15 protein-coding genes are annotated in these 15,702 nt (G+C 70.4%); 1 reads left to right on the top strand and 14 read right to left on the bottom strand.

Going from position 1 to position 15,702, the window contains the following annotated elements:
- The first annotated feature begins 591 nt into the window (after positions 1 to 591).
- On the top strand, positions 592 to 1,263 hold the full coding sequence (locus IOD14_RS16685; protein WP_123993678.1) for a response regulator transcription factor: 672 nt from the start codon (positions 592 to 594) through the stop codon (positions 1,261 to 1,263).
- A gap of 22 nt (positions 1,264 to 1,285) precedes the next feature.
- On the opposite strand, the gene IOD14_RS16680 is transcribed toward IOD14_RS16685, so the two are convergent.
- From IOD14_RS16680 to IOD14_RS16615, 14 genes are all read right to left on the bottom strand, one after another.
- Positions 1,286 to 1,870: an NAD(P)H-dependent oxidoreductase gene (locus IOD14_RS16680; RefSeq protein ID WP_123993679.1), complete on the bottom strand. Its 585-nt coding sequence runs from the start codon at positions 1,868 to 1,870 to the stop codon at positions 1,286 to 1,288.
- A gap of 74 nt (positions 1,871 to 1,944) precedes the next feature.
- On the bottom strand, positions 1,945 to 2,586 hold the full coding sequence (locus IOD14_RS16675) for a DsbA family protein (RefSeq protein WP_212670645.1): 642 nt from the start codon (positions 2,584 to 2,586) through the stop codon (positions 1,945 to 1,947).
- 53 nt (positions 2,587 to 2,639) lie between these two features.
- Positions 2,640 to 3,923 (bottom strand): MFS transporter, encoded by a 1,284-nt coding sequence (locus tag IOD14_RS16670; protein WP_212670644.1) that lies wholly within the window; start codon positions 3,921 to 3,923, stop codon positions 2,640 to 2,642.
- Between the two features lie 114 nt (positions 3,924 to 4,037).
- Positions 4,038 to 4,808, bottom strand: coding sequence for a methyltransferase domain-containing protein (locus IOD14_RS16665; protein WP_212670643.1), 771 nt, complete (start codon positions 4,806 to 4,808; stop codon positions 4,038 to 4,040).
- A complete protein-coding gene (locus IOD14_RS16660) occupies positions 4,805 to 5,077 on the bottom strand; it encodes a ferredoxin (RefSeq protein ID WP_123993683.1) in 273 nt (90 codons plus the stop codon). Before IOD14_RS16660 ends, IOD14_RS16665 begins: the two co-directional genes overlap by 4 nt.
- The gene (locus tag IOD14_RS16655; RefSeq protein ID WP_123993684.1) at positions 5,074 to 6,312 is read right to left on the bottom strand and encodes a cytochrome P450; all 1,239 of its coding nucleotides are present in this window, start codon (positions 6,310 to 6,312) and stop codon (positions 5,074 to 5,076) included. Before IOD14_RS16655 ends, IOD14_RS16660 begins: the two co-directional genes overlap by 4 nt.
- Before the next feature lie 58 nt (positions 6,313 to 6,370).
- Positions 6,371 to 7,228, bottom strand: coding sequence for an alpha/beta hydrolase (locus IOD14_RS16650; RefSeq protein WP_212670642.1), 858 nt, complete (start codon positions 7,226 to 7,228; stop codon positions 6,371 to 6,373).
- A 195-nt stretch (positions 7,229 to 7,423) separates the two neighbouring features.
- The gene (locus IOD14_RS16645) at positions 7,424 to 8,104 is read right to left on the bottom strand and encodes an antibiotic biosynthesis monooxygenase (protein ID WP_212670641.1); all 681 of its coding nucleotides are present in this window, start codon (positions 8,102 to 8,104) and stop codon (positions 7,424 to 7,426) included.
- Between the two features lie 16 nt (positions 8,105 to 8,120).
- Complete coding sequence (locus IOD14_RS16640) at positions 8,121 to 8,984, bottom strand: NAD(P)H-binding protein (protein ID WP_212670640.1); 864 nt, start codon at positions 8,982 to 8,984, stop codon at positions 8,121 to 8,123.
- 71 nt (positions 8,985 to 9,055) lie between these two features.
- The gene (locus IOD14_RS16635; RefSeq protein ID WP_123993687.1) at positions 9,056 to 9,316 is read right to left on the bottom strand and encodes an acyl-CoA carboxylase epsilon subunit; all 261 of its coding nucleotides are present in this window, start codon (positions 9,314 to 9,316) and stop codon (positions 9,056 to 9,058) included.
- A gap of 17 nt (positions 9,317 to 9,333) precedes the next feature.
- Positions 9,334 to 10,923: an acyl-CoA carboxylase subunit beta gene (locus tag IOD14_RS16630; protein WP_123993688.1), complete on the bottom strand. Its 1,590-nt coding sequence runs from the start codon at positions 10,921 to 10,923 to the stop codon at positions 9,334 to 9,336.
- A 5-nt stretch (positions 10,924 to 10,928) separates the two neighbouring features.
- A complete protein-coding gene (locus tag IOD14_RS16625) occupies positions 10,929 to 12,359 on the bottom strand; it encodes an MFS transporter (protein WP_212670639.1) in 1,431 nt (476 codons plus the stop codon).
- Between the two features lie 59 nt (positions 12,360 to 12,418).
- The gene (locus IOD14_RS16620; protein WP_212670638.1) at positions 12,419 to 14,743 is read right to left on the bottom strand and encodes an SDR family oxidoreductase; all 2,325 of its coding nucleotides are present in this window, start codon (positions 14,741 to 14,743) and stop codon (positions 12,419 to 12,421) included.
- A 2-nt stretch (positions 14,744 to 14,745) separates the two neighbouring features.
- Positions 14,746 to 15,681: an aromatase/cyclase gene (locus tag IOD14_RS16615; RefSeq protein WP_212670637.1), complete on the bottom strand. Its 936-nt coding sequence runs from the start codon at positions 15,679 to 15,681 to the stop codon at positions 14,746 to 14,748.
- Between the last annotated feature and the right edge of the window lie 21 nt (positions 15,682 to 15,702).

Here is a 15,702-nt window from a genome sequence, read left to right as displayed (position 1 = left end):
GCGAAGGCCGTGCAGATGGAGCGGGCGCCGTTGTACAGGCGGGCCCAGCGGCCGTCGTGGCGGATGACGGTGGCGACGCGGACCTCGCGCGCCAGCTCGAGCCAGTCGTCGTCGATCCACATCGGTGGTGTTGGGGTCGTGCAGTGGCAGGCGAGCCGCTGGCACGCGGTGTGGCCGGTCCCCGCGGCGACCTTCACGAGCACGCTGCCACCGCTCTCGGTCACGGTCCTGGAACTCACCTTGACCTGAGATCGGCCATTGGACCCACCAGGTCCGCGGCGTCGACAACCACACCCTTCGGCATCACCGAGAGTGACCCCTCACCAATCGGTGCACCTTCAAACCACCCTGTGATGTTTGACATACCAAAGAAACCGTGGCGGACGGGCCCAGGCGAAACCCTTGCACTGCGCAGGAGGTTCGTCCGCCTGCAGAGGACCACCAAAGCATGGCCGCTCGGTGGTTACACCGATTTAAATCTTGCCTCATTGACAAGATCAGACGCCGGGGTTTTACGCTGAGGATTCGAATCGGAACTCAGTGTTCATCACCCATCTTCGGCGTTCCTCTGGCTCATTGGAGACTTCTGTCATGCGGGTGCTCATCGCGGAGAACGACACTGCCTCTTCCCGGCACATTGTCAAGGTGATGGAAAGGAGCGGATTCGAACCCTGGACCGTCGAAACCGGCAAAGCCGCCTTACAGCAGCATCATCGGGCGGACATCATCCTGATAGGCCTGGACCTGCCGGACCTGGACGGTCTGCAGGTCTGCGCCGAGATACGCGCCGCATCCGATACCCCCATGATCGCCTTCACCGCGCGAGGCACCGAACTCGAACGGGTTCTGGGGTTCCAGGCAGGCTGTGACGACTGCCTGGACAAGCCCTATGGCGTGCAGGAGTTGATGGCCCGCGTGGACGCCGTCCTACGCCGTGCCCGCCCGGCGCCCCCGACCCGGACCATCGTGCGTGGCCCGCTACGGATCGACGCGGCCATGCGCGAGGCGTGCCTGGGCGGCAAACCCCTGACGTTGACACGAAAGGAGTTCGACCTGCTCAATGTGCTCGCCTCGCGTCCTGACAGTGTCTTCAGCCGGAAAGAGCTGATGGAGCGCGTCTGGCACAACGGATCGGCTGCCGTCGGCCGGACCATCGACACTCATGTCAACAGCCTGCGGAACAAACTGGGCGGCAACAGCTGGATCGTCAACGTGCGCGGGGTGGGCTTCCGCTTCGGACGGGAAGCCAGCGCCGCGGCGTGACCGCCGCGCCCCGGCACCCTGATCACTCCCCGTACGGTCGCTTCTCGCGAGCCTCGCGCAGAGCCTCGCCCCACCACATGAGCTGGTCCAGCATGGTCTTGGCAGCGGCGTTGACGCTCTCCGGCTCCGTCGGGCCACCGTCCTCGTCGAACTTCTCCCAGGCCATGTGGAAGCTCACCTGCTCACGGATCGTCACCGCGTGCAGCTCGGCGAAGACGGGCCGGAGGTGTTCGGCGGCCCGCAGACCGCCCGCCAGGCCGCCGTACGAGACCAGGGCCACCGGCTTGGCCCGCCACTGCGTGTAGTGCCAGTCGAGAAGGGACTTCAGCGAGGCGGGATAGCTGTGGTTGTACTCCGGCGTCACCACGATGAAGGCGTCCGCCGCCTCAAGCCGAGGGGTCACCTGCGCGAGCACCTCCGTGACGCCGGGGTCCGGGGACTGCGACAGCGCCACGGGCAGGGGGTGGTCGCCCAGGTCGATGAAGTCGACCTCGGTGTCGCCGCGCTGGCCGGCCTGGTCGGCGATCCACCGCGCGGGCTTGGGGCCGAACCTGCCTTCGCGGACGCTGGCGCAGATGACTGCGATACGCAGGGGTGACGTGGACATGGTCCTCCTTCTGGAGTGATTGGCTGAGTCGGCCGGCCGCGCTTGCCGCGGGCCGGGGGGAGAGGCGAGAGGCGTCAGTGTGTGCGGGCGGGCTGCGACAGCGCGTCGAGGTAGTCCTCCTCGGATCGTGCGCCGGACAGGGTGGCGCCGGTGTCGACATGGATGAGCGGTACCTGGCGGACGCCCAGGCCGCGAATCCGCTCCAGTTCCGCCGTCAACTCCTCGGCGTGCGGCTCCTGTTCGTCCACGGGAAAAGGTGTGACGCCGACCTCGGCCGCAAGTCGGTCCAACGTGGCCGGATCACCGATGTTGAGTCCTTCGGAGAAGTACGCGCGAAAGAGGCGTTCGGCCATCGGTTCCCCGCGGGCCTGGCTCCCGGCGGCGGCCAGCAGCAGGTGGGCCCGGAAGGTGTTGACGAAGACCGCTCGCTCGAAGTCCAGTTCCAGGCCTTCCTTCGCGCCGATGGCCGCCATGCGTGTCGTCATCCGATCGGCCTCGGCTCCGAAGTCCCGTGCGTGGCGGTCGGACAGCGGTTCGCCCTGGGCCGGGGCGTCCGGAGCGATCTGAAAGGGCGAAATGGCCACCTGGATCCGCACGCCGTCGGCACGACGTCGCTCCGCGGCCCGTTCGAAGCGGGTGAACGCCAGATAGGAGTGGACGCAGATGAGGTCGAGGACGAAGTCGACCCGTCGGCTGGTGCTCGTATCGAGTGGCATGGCTGAACCTTGGGGAAGAGCGGACATGGGGAGACAGGCGGACACAGGGAGCGTCAGTGCGCTCGGCCCGCCTTGCGGCCCGGTTGCTCGGACGCGTCGTCCGGGCGCGGCTCGGGGGTGGGGCTCGCCGCGGCGGCGCGCGTCCGTCGCCGCGCGCTGGTGAGGTAGACCGCTGCGACAAGCAGGGCGCCCAGGGCGATCACCAGGAACAGTGGCTGGATGTCGAGGGCGTTGACCACGGGCTGGGTGACGACCGGCGCGAGGAACTGCCCGAGGAACAGCGCGGTGGTCAGGAACCCGGCGTAGCGGCTGCGTGCCTCGGGCGGGGCCGCGTTGATCACCCAGTTGTTGAGGTTCGGCATGAGGACACCCAGGCCCGCCCCCATCACCAGCGTCCCCACCGCCAGGACGGCGACGTGCGGGGCCATGAACAGCACCAGGTAGCCGATGCCTATGCAGGCGAAGGCCACTGCCACGAGAGAGCGTTCACCGGCCAGGCGTCGGATGCGCGCGAAGCGCAGCGACACCACACCGGTGGTGAGGGTCTGTACGGCGATGACGGCACCGGAGGCCACCGAGGTCGCGTGGAAGTGGTCCTCGACCAGGAACGGCACCTGCACCGGCACCGAGTAGAAGGCGATCTGCCCCAGGAACATCGCCGCGAGCGCTGCCGCCAGACCAGCCGGCCAGTGCCGCCGGGCAAGTGGTGCGGAGCTGTCGGAGGTGGCCGCGCCCGGGGCCTGAGACCGGATGTCCGGCAGGTATTTCAGTGCGGGGATCATGAGGGCCGCGCCGAGGAGGTAGACGAGGAACACCGTGCGCCATCCGAGGCCGGCGAGGGCGCCGCCGCCCACCAGGAGCACCACGCCGCCGAAGGCACCGGCAGCGGTCTGGCGCCCCAGCAGGCGCTGGCGCTCGGATCCCTCGTACAGATCCGCGATCAGAGCCACGCTGTTGGTCATGACGAGCGAGACCCCGAGACCGAGGACGACCCGGCCGGCGAGGATGCTGATGAGGTCCGGCAGGTAGAAACCTGAACTGCCGCCCAGCGCGAAGGCGAACATGCCGACGACGAGGGCACGTTTGCGGCCCATGCGCTCGGAAAGCCCGCCCGCTAAGGGCGAGAACAGCACGATGGCCAGGGCGTGTGCGCTGGTCGTCATCCTCGCCAGCAGGTCGACGTCCGCCGTGTCCGAGAAGGCGGCGCGTATGCCGGGTATCGCGGGAGCCACCACGGCTCCGGCCATGATGGTCAGGGTTCCGGCGAGCACGAGCACGGCAGCCTGACCGCCGGTGCCGTTTCCGGGGGGTTCCTTTGCCGTCGGTGCGGGGCGCACGTCTCATCCTCCAGCGACTCGGGGCCCGATCTCGGGCGGCCATCACTACCGTAAAAGTTCAACCTAAGTTGAAGTCAAGGGCGGTTGACCAGCCGCCCTCCGTGGGCTCCCGGTTCATGACCCGGTCCGCTGTCCCCACACCGAGAACAGGAACGTCGTGACATCCCGGGCCTCCGGCCGGTCGAGACCGGCGACGAACTCGGCTATCTCCTCGGCACTCACCCAGCCGTTGTCGACCAGCGGCTGTCCCTGCAACTCCAGGCGGCGGCGCATGAGTTCGTTCTCGTACTCGCCCTGCCCCGGGCCCAGGGGCCTGAGGTGCAGGTCGACGGCGGTCAGGCCGGCCTGCGCCAACCGGGCGGGCAGCCGACGGGCGAACCGCATGTCCGCCCCGTGAGCGCGGAAGGCCCTCAGGTACGCGTCGATGACCGCGCGTCCGACGGGGGTGACGGCGTCCTCCGCGGGCAGGAAGTAGAAGTCCTCCGCGACCAGCCAGCCCCCCGGGGCGAGCCAGCGCACCGCGCGGGTGATGAGGTCGTCGGGCTCGCGGAGTGCCGAGAGCACACCCCGGACGAGGATGAGGTCGAAGGTTCCGGGCGCGAACTCGCTCTGTTCGACGTCTTCTTGTCGCACCGTCAGACCGCGTGCCCGTGACTCGTCCAGCAAGCTGGTGTCGACGTCCAAGGCGAGCACGGAGCCGTCCGGCACCCGCTCGGCCAGCCAGTAGGACATGGAGCCGGCCCCGGCGCCCACGTCCAGGCAGCGCGCGTCGGGGCGTAGCGGCAGACGGCTGATGATCTCTACGGTCAGCGGATCGTAGTTCCGCTCCCACAGCTTCGACAGGATGGCTTCGGACTGGTCCGCCACCGGCTCGTTGCCGCTCATGTGTCTTCACCTTTCGTCACGTTGTCCGCCCCATCCGGGCCGGGTTCCTGGATGACCTCGATGGCCCCCATGGGGCAGCACTCCTCGATGGACCGGGCGGTCCTGAGAGCCGCTCCGTCGCGCAACTCGCTCTCCACGGCGACCGCGTGGCCCGCTCCTGTCAGCCGGAACAAGGCGGGCGACATCGCCTGGCACAGGCCGGTCCCCCGGCACAGTCCCCGGTCGATCCGCACGGTGGCCCGCAATACGGCCTCTTCGTCCACGGTCATGCCGCTCCCGCTCCCGCGCCCTCGGCCCTCACGGGGAGCCGGACCAGCCGCCGCATGGCCCAGTTCTCGATGTAACGGAGCTCCTCGCGCGGTATCGCCGCGGTGAGCCGTGGAAACCTGCGGAACAGCGCGGGAATCGCTGCCTGCCCCTCAAGGCGGGCGAGCGCTGCGCCGAGGCAGTTGTGCAGTCCGTGACCGAAGCCGACATGGCGCAGTCCGGTACGCGTGAGGTCGAGCCGGTCGGGGTCGCCGAACTGGCGGGGGTCGCGGTTCGCCGACAGCAGCGCCGCGATCACCGGTGCTCCGGCCGGCAGGACCGTCCCCGCGAACTCCATTTCCTCGGTCGTCACCCGGAACAGGGCGGTGGTGAGCGCCCCTTCGTAGCGCAGGAGTTCCTCCAGCGCACCGGCGTCCAGATCGGGCCGCTCCAGCATCAGACGGAGCTGGTCCGGGTGGTCCAGCAGGGCGAGCACGGCATTGCCCACGAAGGCCCGGATGGTGTCACTGCCGGCGAGGATCATGGCCGCCACCATGGCAACCAGTTCCTCCTCCGAAAGCCGGTCCTCGTTCTCGCGAGCGTGCACGAGCGCTGTGGTGAGGTCGTCCGCCGGGTTCTGCCGCTTCTGGGTCACCAGTTCCGCGGCGTAGTCGCAGATCCGCGCGAAGCCCTCGGGCACCTGCTCCATGCGGGAGGCATCCGACGGAAAGGCCTGGGCGAGCGCGTCCACCAACTCCTTGTGGCGGTCGATCCGCAGGCCCAGGATCTCCCCCATGACCGCCGACGACACCGGACCGGCGTAGTCGTCCATGACGTCGAACTCTCCCCTGGCCTCGCACTGGTCCAGGACGGAGGACACGGCCCTTTCCACGGTCTGCCGCCACTGCGCGGTCCGGCGCGGTGTGAAGGCGCTCATGGCCAGTCGGCGCAGCCGGGTGTGCGTCGGCGGGTCGACCACGGTGACCGCCTTCTCCAGCACGCTGCCCGCGCCGCTGACCAGACCGGCCTCCTTGAACTCCGGGTTCCCCCAGGTGCCGCCCTCCGAGCTGAAACGCGGGTCCGCGAGCAGCGCCCGAACGTCCTCGAAGCCCGTCACGAGCCAGGTGCGCACGTTGCCGACCGGGAACTCGAACTCATGGACCGGGGAGTTCTCCCGCAGCCACCCGAAGGTCGGATAGGGATCCTGGAAGTACTGCGGGCTGAACAGCGGCGCACACGATTCCACTGCTATCGACATGACCGACCATCCCCTTGTTTCTCGTAGGTTTTCAAAGCGGGCTTTCACAGCGGATTCGTCAGAGATCGCGGGAGGGCTGGAGGCACTCCTCCAGGAACGCCAGGGCCCTCAGGTGGTAGGTGCGGGCCGCCCATCCCAGGCTGATGTTGTGCCCGGCCCGCGGCAGCCGGTCCACGCAGACCGTCGGCGTCGCCAGCAGAGCGGTCATCTCGGAAAGCGTGTCCTCGTCGTGGCGCCACCAGCGCTCGTGCTCGGCGTAGGTCAAGCGGACGGGGGTCCTTACCCGTCGCGCGAGGTCGGAAAAGGCCTCGGGCCAGTGCCGTGCCTGGCGCTCCTCCCGTTCGGGCAGCGGTCCCACGAGCGGTGCGGCGAGGCGGAACGTGGACGGCGGGTAGAGCCCGAGTGGTCCCCAGTGCAGTGCCGCGGTGCGCCGGTCGTGGAGGGTGGCGAGTCGACCCGGGTCGACGGCGTAGCGATGGCCGAGGCCGGAGATGTCCAGTCCGATCAGGTCGGTGCCTTCGGCGGCCAGAGCCAGGGCGAGTTTCCCGCCGAAGGAGTGCGCCACGACGAACAACCCGGCTCCCGTGCTGTGGTGCACAGCGAAGCCGTCCAGTGCCGCCAGTACGGTGGCGGCCTGGTCGGCCAGCGTCTGCCCGCGCGGCAGCGCGGCGGCGGACAGGCCATAGCCCGGACGGTCCAGGGCCAGCACGGTGTAGCCGAGGTCGGCGCCGAGCGTGAGCAGCGACAACCCGGGATCGGCAGGGCCGTGGAAGTAGCCGGCTCGCATCCCACCCCCGTGCAGGGCGACCACGACGGCCCGCGGCGGGCCGTCGCGTGCTTCGCTGAGCAACGCCGACAGCCGGATGCCCCGAGCGTCGAGAACGATCTCCCGCACCGGGGCGGGGCTCTGGGTCATGTTCCCCCTCGGTCGGTGTGGGACGACCCGAGCACGGTCAGTCGATACCGCGGACAATGTGCGACTCCGTCGGGTCGGTCTCGTCCGCTCCGGCGAGGAGCGGATCGGGAGCTGTCTCATGGCCTGCCGGGGCAGATGACTGCCGACGCGAGGCCGGGACGGGACGATCCGCCTCCCCGGCGGCCGTGGGTCCGGTCAGGATGTCCACCGCGAAGCCTCCGGGACGTCTCGGGCGGCGGTGTGCGCGGCGACGGTGCACACCAGGTACTCGGGCGGGGCGGATTCCAGGCGGGCGATCTCCGCCTGCCCCTCGGCGATGCGGGGGTCCGCCATCCAGGCGTCGTAGGCGGAACGGTCGACCCACATCGGGTAGTTGACGAACCTCGTGCCGTCGGAGGAGAGATAGGCGGTGGCCGAGATGAAGCCCGGGAAGTCGCGCTTCCACTCCCCGGTGCGATGGAGCAGATCGACGACCGCGCGGGCCGGTCCCGGGCCGGTGAAGTGGCGAGTGGCGACGGCCACGACGCCGGGCGGCCGCCCGGCCGCGGGACCTTCGATCCCGCCCGCCGACACGCCCGTGCGGACCGACGAAGCGAGCACTCCGGACCGCCGGCCGAGATCACACAGGACACCGGCGTCCGCCGCGTCCGGGAACGAGGCGCGGTAACGCTCCTCGTCGGTCCAGCGGGTGTGATGGACCACGGCGGAGCCGCCGAGGCCCACATGGACACGGGACAGCAGGAAACCCGGTGCCGCACTCACCCAGTCGGCCACCTCGCGGGTGATGGTGTCGACGAGGGCGTCGGCCGTGCCGCCGCTCTCCACCTCCAGCACGTCGAAGACGGCGAAGTGAGTCTGCTTCTGGATCGAAGTCATGATGCCTCCTACGGCTTCAGCGAAAAGCGTCCACATGCTCCTCGACCCACTGCCGGAAGGTGTGTGCCGGCCGTCCGGTCACCTCTGCCACGGTCGACGAGCCGACCTCCGGCTGCCGGGTGAGCGTCGCGAAGTAGTCGAGCGCCCCGTCCGCGTACGACGGCGGCCAGCCCGTCGCCACCATCTGCCGGCGCGCCTCCTCCGCGTGCACGTCCTCCCAGCGCAGGGAGCGCCCGATCACCTCGCCGATGATCTGCAGCTGCTCTTCCTGGGTGAGCGCCTGCGGACCTGAGACCAGATACGTCCGGCCGTCGTGCCCGTCCTCGGTCAGGGCGCAGGCACCGACCGCGGCCAGATCTCCCTCGTGCACCGAGGTGCGGGACGCGGCTCCGTAGGGGAAGCGCACCACGTCCCCGCCGCGGATCTGGGGGGCGAAGCCGAGGGCGTTCGCCATGAAGCCCGTGGTGCGCAGGAAGGTCCACTCCAGGCTGGTCTGCTCGATCAGCTTCTCCAGGTAGGCATGGCAGTTGTTGTCGACCGGCTCCAGGCCGATGTGCACGCCCACGGACGAGACGAGCGCGATGCGCCGCGCCTGCTGTTCGATCTTCTTCAGCACAACGGGCGCCGTCGCGACGCTCAGCGTGAAGAACGGCCACATCCAGAAGACGGCGTCCACGCCTTCCAGGGCCGGATCCAGGCTCTCCGGGACGGCCAGGTCGCCGTAGTGCACTTCCACGCCTTCGGGCAGCCGGGCGATGCCGGGATCGTTCTCCAGTACCAGGGCGCGCACCCTGGCACCGCGGCGCAGCAGGTGGCTCGCGGCGTACGGACCGACGTTGCCGGTGGCCGCGGTGATCAGCACGGTGGGCTGTTCCGTCATCGCACGTTCTCCTCGCTTGTGGGCTTCTCGGTACTCGTCCGTGGTCTGCCGGTGTCACCGGACACGCGGGCTCACGCCCTGGCCGCTGTCTTCGGCTCCATGCGCGGGGCCGCCTCCTCGCGCCAGCTGCGGGCGCCCCGGTGATTCAGCGCGCGTTCCAGCCGGCGCCAGGTGGCGGGCCGGTGTCCGCGCGCCGCCGTGGGCTCGGTGTCGGCACCGGCCCGGAGCAGGAGGGCCGCGGTGAGCGCGGCGAGCTCCTCGGCTCCGGCGTGGCCCTTGATGACGCGGATGACGGGACCGGGTTGCGCTGTCTGCTGCCGTACGGTGTCCATGGGGTGCCTCCGTCGGGTCACTGCGGGGGGTTGCCGTGCTTGCGGGAGGGCAGCTCGGCGTGCTTCTGACGCAGCATCGCCAGCGAGCCGATGAGTGTCTCCCGGGTGCGGCGTGGGTCGATCACGTCGTCCACCAAGCCACGTTCGGCGGCGTAATAGGGATGCATGAGCCGGGTCCGGTATTCCTTGATCTTTTCTTGTCGGACCGCCTCGGGGTCGTCGGCCGCCTGGATCTCGCGCCGGAAGATGACGCCCGCCGCACCCTCGGCGCCCATCACCGCGATCTCGTTGCCGGGCCAGGCCAGGGCGAGGTCGGCTCCGATGGACCGCGAGTCCATGACGATGTACGCGCCGCCGTACGCCTTGCGCAGCACGAGCGAGACCCGGGGCACGGTGGCGTTGCAGTAGGCGTACAGCAGTTTGGCGCCGTGCCGGATGATGCCGCCGTGTTCCTGGTCCACGCCGGGCAGGAAGCCCGGCACGTCCACCAGCGTGACCAGCGGGATGTTGAAGGCGTCGCAGAACTGGACGAACCGGGCCGCCTTCTCGCTGGCGTGGATGTCCAGTACGCCGGCGAGCGCGGCGGGCTGGTTGGCGACCACTCCGGTCACCTCGCCCCCGAGCCGGGTCAGCGCGCAGACCATGTTCCGCGCCCAGCCGGAGTGCACCTCGAAGTACTCGCCGTGGTCGGCGATCTCCCCGATGACGGCACGGATGTCATAGCTCCGCCCGGGGTCGTCGGGGACCAGGTCGAGGAGCGCGTCGCCGGGCCGGTCGGCCGGGTCGTCGCACGGCGTGCTCGGCGGCAGCACTCGGTTGTTGGGGGGCAGCAGTGACAGCAGGTACCGCACATCCTCCAGGCAGGAGTGCTCGTCGTCGTAGGCGAAGTGGGCGACGCCCGAGGTCTCGGCGTGCGCGTCGGCGCCGCCGAGGCCGTCCTGACCGATCCGTTCACCGGTGACGGCCTGTACGACGTCGGGCCCGGTGATGAACATCTGCGAGGTGCCGCGGACCATGAACACGAAGTCGGTCAGGGCGGGTGAGTACGCCGCCCCGCCCGCACAGGGCCCCAGCATGACGCTGATCTGGGGGACGACTCCCGAGGCGCGCGTGTTGCGCTCGAAGATGCCGCCGTACCCGGCCAGGGCCGAGACGCCCTCCTGGATACGGGCACCGGCGCCGTCGTTGAGGGACACCAGCGGCGCCCCGGCGGCGATGGCCATGTCCATGATCTTGTGGATCTTGGCCGCGTGCGCCTCTCCCAGCGCTCCGCCGAAGATGCGGAAGTCGTGCGCGTACACGAACACCGTCCGCCCGTGCACCGTGCCCCAGCCGGTGACCACTCCGTCGGTGTACGGCTTCTTGTGCTCCAGGCCGAAGCCGGTGGACCGGTGCCTCCGCAGCGCCTCCACCTCGTGGAACGACCCGGCGTCCAGCAAGAGGTCCACTCGCTCGCGCGCGGTCAGTTTGCCCTTGGCGTGCTGCCGCTCGGTGGCCGCCGGGTCGGCGCCCTGGAGCGCCTCCCCCTTGATACGCGCCAGTTCCTCCAGACCCCGCTGTGCCGTACCGCCCTCGTCGGGGGCGGCCAGGGTGCGGACTGTGGTCATCTCGTTCAGCTCCTCTGCTCGTCGAGGGAGGCGGGCCCGGCGGTCGGGCGGCGCCGAAGTCCTGACACCGCCACGGCCAGCCCCAGCACTCCGAGGGCGGTGACCAGCCACAGGGCGGGGCGGTCCCCCCCGCTGGTCAGCAACGCGCCGACCACCGCGGGCACCAACACGGCGGCCGTCTGCACCGCGGTCTGGTACAGCCCGATGGCCGCCGACCGGTCCCGCTCCGGCACCTCGGTGGCCGCCTGCACGTTCAGCGCCGCGAAGCCCAGCGCGAAACCGGCCCCGACCAGCAACATCGTCGGCAGTACGTCCGTGACGTACGCGGTGCCCGGATGCAGGGCCCGCAGGTACAGGGCGTAGCCGACCGGCGGACCCACCGCGCCCAGGGCGACCAGCCGCCGGGTGCCGAACCGGCTGATCAGTCGGCCGGAGACGGGCGCGGTCAGCACCAGGGGCAGGCTCGCGGGCAGGAAGGCCAGCGCGGTGTGCGGCGGCGACCAGCCTTCGGCCGTCTGCAGTTGCACGGTGGCCAGGAGCAGCAGGCCCAGGTACGAACCGTTGAGCGCGGCGGCGCCCAGCATCGACCGCAGCAGTGCCCCGTGGGCCAGGACCCGCGATCCGACCAGCGGGTCCGCGGAGGAACGCTCCACCCGCACGAAGATCGTCAGGAGAAGTACGGCGACCACGAAGGCACCGAGGGTCGGTGAGCCGGTCCAGCCCCGTTCCGGCACGCTCACTATGCCGACCGTCAGTGCGGTCAGGGCTCCGAGGAGAGTGGCGGCACCGGCAAGGTCGTAGCGTCGGCGGGCCTGGCCCTGGGCGGGGTCGGCCGGGATCAGGCGCAGGCCGAGGACGAACAGCAGCAGGACCACCGGGGCCGGGAAGAGGAACACCGCTCGCCAGCTCGTGCCGGTCAGCAGGCCGGACACGACCAGCCCGCCCGCGAAGCCGCACGCCGCGACGAGGGTGTAGACCGAGACGGCCCGCCGGCGCGCCGGGCCCTCGCGGAACTCCGTGGTGAGGATGGCGAGTCCGGTCGGGGCGGTGAGCGCGACGCAGAAGCCCTTGACCACCCGGGTGGCGATCAGGACCACGGGCCCGTCGGCCATCCCACCCGCCACGGACGCCACGGCGAAGCCCAGCAGCGCGGCCAGATAGACCCGTCGTCGCCCGAGCAGTTCCACGACCCGGCCGCCGAACAGCAGCAGGGCGCCGAATCCCAGCGCGAATCCGGTGACGAGTCCCTGAACCACCGTCAGCGGCAGGTCCAGTGCCTGCCCGACCGAGGGCAGCACCACGATCATCATTGACACCTCGAGGGAGTCGATGAGCATGTTGCCCGCCAGCACCAGGAGCAGGCCCCAGCCTGCGGAGCCCCACTTCCGGGGCGTTCGGACGGTGGAACCGGCCGACGCGGTCGGCGAAGGTTTCATGAGACCGCTCTCAGGAGGGATGATCGGCGGATCGTGCGGGGGCGGGTGCCGACCGGCTGTCAGCCGAGCAGCGTGCCGCCGGTGGCGTCGAGGAAGGCGCCCGTCACCCAGCGGCTGTCGTCGGAGGCGAGGAAGGCCACCACGTCCGCCACGTCCTCCGGCTCTCCGACCCGGTTGAAGGCCGACAGCTGCGCCATCTGCTCCACCGCTTCGGGTATGTCGAACACCGGGGTGCCGTTGCGGGTGATGCCCGGTGCGACGCTGTTGATGGTGATGCCCTTCGGTGCCAGGACCTTGGCGAAGTGGAGGGCGAGCTGTTCCACCGCTCCCTTGGTCATCGCGTAGGCGATCTCGTCGGGGTTGGCGAACCGGGTCAGCCCGGAGGAGATGTTGATGATCCGGCCGCCGGCGGTGAGGTTCGTCAGGGCACGCCGGATGGTGAAGAAAGGGGCCTTGGCGTTGACCGCGAACAGCCGGTCGACCTGCTCGGAGGTCGTCTCCTCCAAGGACACGCCGCCCATCTGCCCGGCGTTGTTGACCAGGATGGTCAGATCGGTCGACCCCGTACGTTCCTTCAGCCCGGCTTCCAGGCCGAGGAACAGGTCGTGGACGTCGCCGGGCACCCCGAGTTCCGCCTGCAGGGCGAAAGCGCGACCGCCGTCCTTCTCGATGGACGCGACGACGTCCTCCGCCGCGTCACGGTTGCCCGCGTAGTGCACGGCCACCAGAGCGCCCTCGGCGGCCAGCCGCGTGGCGATCGCCCGGCCTATCCCCCGGCTCGCGCCCGTGACCAGTGCCGTCCTGCCAGTGAGCCTGTCCATGGTCCTGCCTCCCTTTTCTTCGATCGGTTCTGCATGGGACGGCCTGGTCCGGCCGTACGACCGGCTCACGCCGCCAGTGACACCGGGCACCCGCGCCGGAGGGCCGAACCACCGCTCCAGCGCCGCTTCGGGCCCGTGCGGTTCCGTGCCGGACGCCCAGACCACGTGCCCGTCCGGGCGCACCAGCACGGCGTCCGTCCCCGGCGGCAGTACGCCCTGCGCCGGTCCGGCCGGGACCAGGTCGACCCGGTCCAGCCAGGGGCCCGCGGCCCGGCGCAGCCCGGCATGGCGGGCGGCCTCGCCGGAGGTGTCCAGGAGGAGGCCACGGCCGGAGCGCAGCAGGTGCGCGGTCGTGGTGGCACCGCGGTCGGTGATCACCTCGGCCGGCGTCAGGCGGGCGCCCAGCAGGGGATGGCCGACGTCGTGGCGGACCTCAAGACCGGAGATCGTTCCGGCCAGTTGGCGTCGCACCGGCTCGTACACGGTCAGTTCGGTGAGAACGGAACGCATGGCCTCGACCTCGGGGCCGCCCAGCAGGAGGGTCGTCTGCGCCTCGATGCCGGCGAGCACCCGCGCCCCGACCGCGTGCCGCTCGTGATGGTAGGAGTCCAGCAGGCTCTCGGGGGCCCGGCCGCGGACGACCGCCGCCAGCTTCCAACCGAGGTTGGCCGCGTCCTGCAGACCCAGGTTGAGCGCCTGGCCTCCGACCGGCATCTGCCGGTGAGCGGCATCACCGGCGAGCAGGATCCGGCCCGCGCGGTAGCGGGCGGCGAGCCGGGACGCGTCGCCGAAGGCGTTCAGCCACAGCGGGGTCCCCCTGCAGATGTCCTCTCCGGTCACGTGTCGCCAGGCGTCGCACACCTCGGCGAACTCCGGTGCGCCCCCGCGGTCGGCGGGCTTGCCGCCGTAGACGTGCACCATCACCCGGGTCACGCCGTCGCCCCGGCGTGCGGCGACCGCGAGCCCGTTGGGAAGCCGTTGGAAGCGGCGGTCGGGAATCTCGATGCCGTCCACGTCCGCGCGGATCATCTCCCGTACGGCGTCATGGCCGGGGAAGTCGATGCCGGCCAGACGGCGCACCGTGCTGTCCTCGCCGTCGCACCCGACGAGGTACCGGGCGCGCAGCAGGACGGTCCCGGCGGGTCCGGCCGCCTCGGCCTCCACCCGGTCCCGCCGTTCGACCAGGCCGCGCAGCTCGTGGTCTCGGCGCAGGTCCGCGCCGAGTGAGACGCACCACTGCTGCAGGACCGCCTCCGTCCGGGTCTGGGGGGCCTTCCACTGGCCGGGATGGGACCCGGGCAGGCTGAGATCGAGGGGTATCCCGCCGAAGTGGCCCCTGGGGTCGTGCGGCAACTCCCCGAAGGAGTCGACCAGACCCCGGCTGTCCAGCAGTTCCATGGTGCGGGCGTGCAGGGTCGAGGCCCGGGACTCGGTGGTGGGTGCGCCGAGCCGCTCCAGCAGGGTCACCCGGGCGCCGCCGAGCCGCAGTTCCCCGGCGAGCATCAGCCCGACGGGCCCCGCGCCGACGACGATCACATCTGTGTCCAGCGATTGCTCGCCCATGGTCAACGCTTGTTCTCGGCGTGGTCCTTGGCGTGCCGCAGGGTGGCCCGGCTGTTGGTGCTGAGCGCACCTCGGACGTACTCCCGGGCGTCGGCGACGGTGGCTTCGGGCCCCAGGACCTCGGCGATGTTGGCCGTGTTGAGCACGACGGTGTGCTGCGAGGTGGCCGCGACGCCCTGCGCGTTCTCCGCGAAGGTCCAGACCCCGGTGTGCAGGGTCATCAGCGCGGGCAGGGTGACCTGCTTGTACGCGATCCGGTGGTGCGGGAAGGTCACGCGGTACGACTTCGTCGTGTGCGTGGATCCGTCCTTGGCCCGCGTGTCCATTTCCAGGGTCTGCAGCCCCGGGGTGTCCTCGGTGAGGTGGACGTCTGCCACGTGGGGCAGCCGCTGCGCCCACAGGCCGGCCTCGTCGATGAAGTCGTAGGCGTCCTTGGCGGCGCCGTCGATCTGAACGGTGTCTTCGAAGGAGAAGGTGAACTCCTCGGCCGCGTGGGCCAGTTCCACGTTTGCCTTCAGTGCGGCGAGCTCGGAGCGCGAGTTGCGGTCGACGGCCTCGTCGATCCACTTCAGCTTCTCCGGGTCGTCGTCGACCGCCCGGTAGTCGTGCAGCAGCCGGACCCGGCAGGAGACCTCGGACAGGGGCTCGATGATCCAGGTGCCGCCCATGGCGGCGACCGGCGGCGCGGAGACCTCCTGACGGAAGGTGATCCGCAGCCGCTCCGGATCGAGGGTGCGTCGGGACGTCCAGCTCTTCGCCTCGCCGTTGGCCGTGGCCCAGATCCGTATCCGCTCCTCACCGTCGCCGCGCTCCACCTGATCGACGTAGATGGTGGGCGGGAAGATGCGCGGCCAGTTCACGACCTCGGCGATCAGGCGGTAGACGGCGGCGGACGGCGCCTCGACGGCGATCTCGTGCTCGACCTGACGTGTCGTCATGGTGTCGTGTCCTCCGAGTGG

It is taken from the genome of Streptomyces sp. A2-16, assembly GCF_018128905.1.
GTDB lineage: Bacteria > Actinomycetota > Actinomycetes > Streptomycetales > Streptomycetaceae > Streptomyces.
The sequence above is the reverse complement of the archived record's forward strand: the minus strand, read 5'-3'. Positions and strand labels throughout refer to the sequence as shown.

Coding starts and splice junctions, on each gene's coding strand:
- IOD14_RS16635 (WP_123993687.1), bottom strand. CDS start 9,316: ATGGACACCGTACGGCAGCAGACAGCGCAACCCGGTCCCGTCATCCGC.
- IOD14_RS16620 (WP_212670638.1), bottom strand. CDS start 14,743: ATGGGCGAGCAATCGCTGGACACAGATGTGATCGTCGTCGGCGCGGGG.
- IOD14_RS16650 (WP_212670642.1), bottom strand. CDS start 7,228: ATGACCCAGAGCCCCGCCCCGGTGCGGGAGATCGTTCTCGACGCTCGG.
- IOD14_RS16675 (WP_212670645.1), bottom strand. CDS start 2,586: ATGCCACTCGATACGAGCACCAGCCGACGGGTCGACTTCGTCCTCGAC.
- IOD14_RS16630 (WP_123993688.1), bottom strand. CDS start 10,923: ATGACCACAGTCCGCACCCTGGCCGCCCCCGACGAGGGCGGTACGGCA.
- IOD14_RS16655 (WP_123993684.1), bottom strand. CDS start 6,312: ATGTCGATAGCAGTGGAATCGTGTGCGCCGCTGTTCAGCCCGCAGTAC.
- IOD14_RS16665 (WP_212670643.1), bottom strand. CDS start 4,808: ATGAGCGGCAACGAGCCGGTGGCGGACCAGTCCGAAGCCATCCTGTCG.
- IOD14_RS16625 (WP_212670639.1), bottom strand. CDS start 12,359: ATGAAACCTTCGCCGACCGCGTCGGCCGGTTCCACCGTCCGAACGCCC.
- IOD14_RS16685 (WP_123993678.1), top strand. CDS start 592: ATGCGGGTGCTCATCGCGGAGAACGACACTGCCTCTTCCCGGCACATT.
- IOD14_RS16680 (WP_123993679.1), bottom strand. CDS start 1,870: ATGTCCACGTCACCCCTGCGTATCGCAGTCATCTGCGCCAGCGTCCGC.
- IOD14_RS16645 (WP_212670641.1), bottom strand. CDS start 8,104: ATGACTTCGATCCAGAAGCAGACTCACTTCGCCGTCTTCGACGTGCTG.
- IOD14_RS16660 (WP_123993683.1), bottom strand. CDS start 5,077: ATGACCGTGGACGAAGAGGCCGTATTGCGGGCCACCGTGCGGATCGAC.
- IOD14_RS16640 (WP_212670640.1), bottom strand. CDS start 8,984: ATGACGGAACAGCCCACCGTGCTGATCACCGCGGCCACCGGCAACGTC.
- IOD14_RS16615 (WP_212670637.1), bottom strand. CDS start 15,681: ATGACGACACGTCAGGTCGAGCACGAGATCGCCGTCGAGGCGCCGTCC.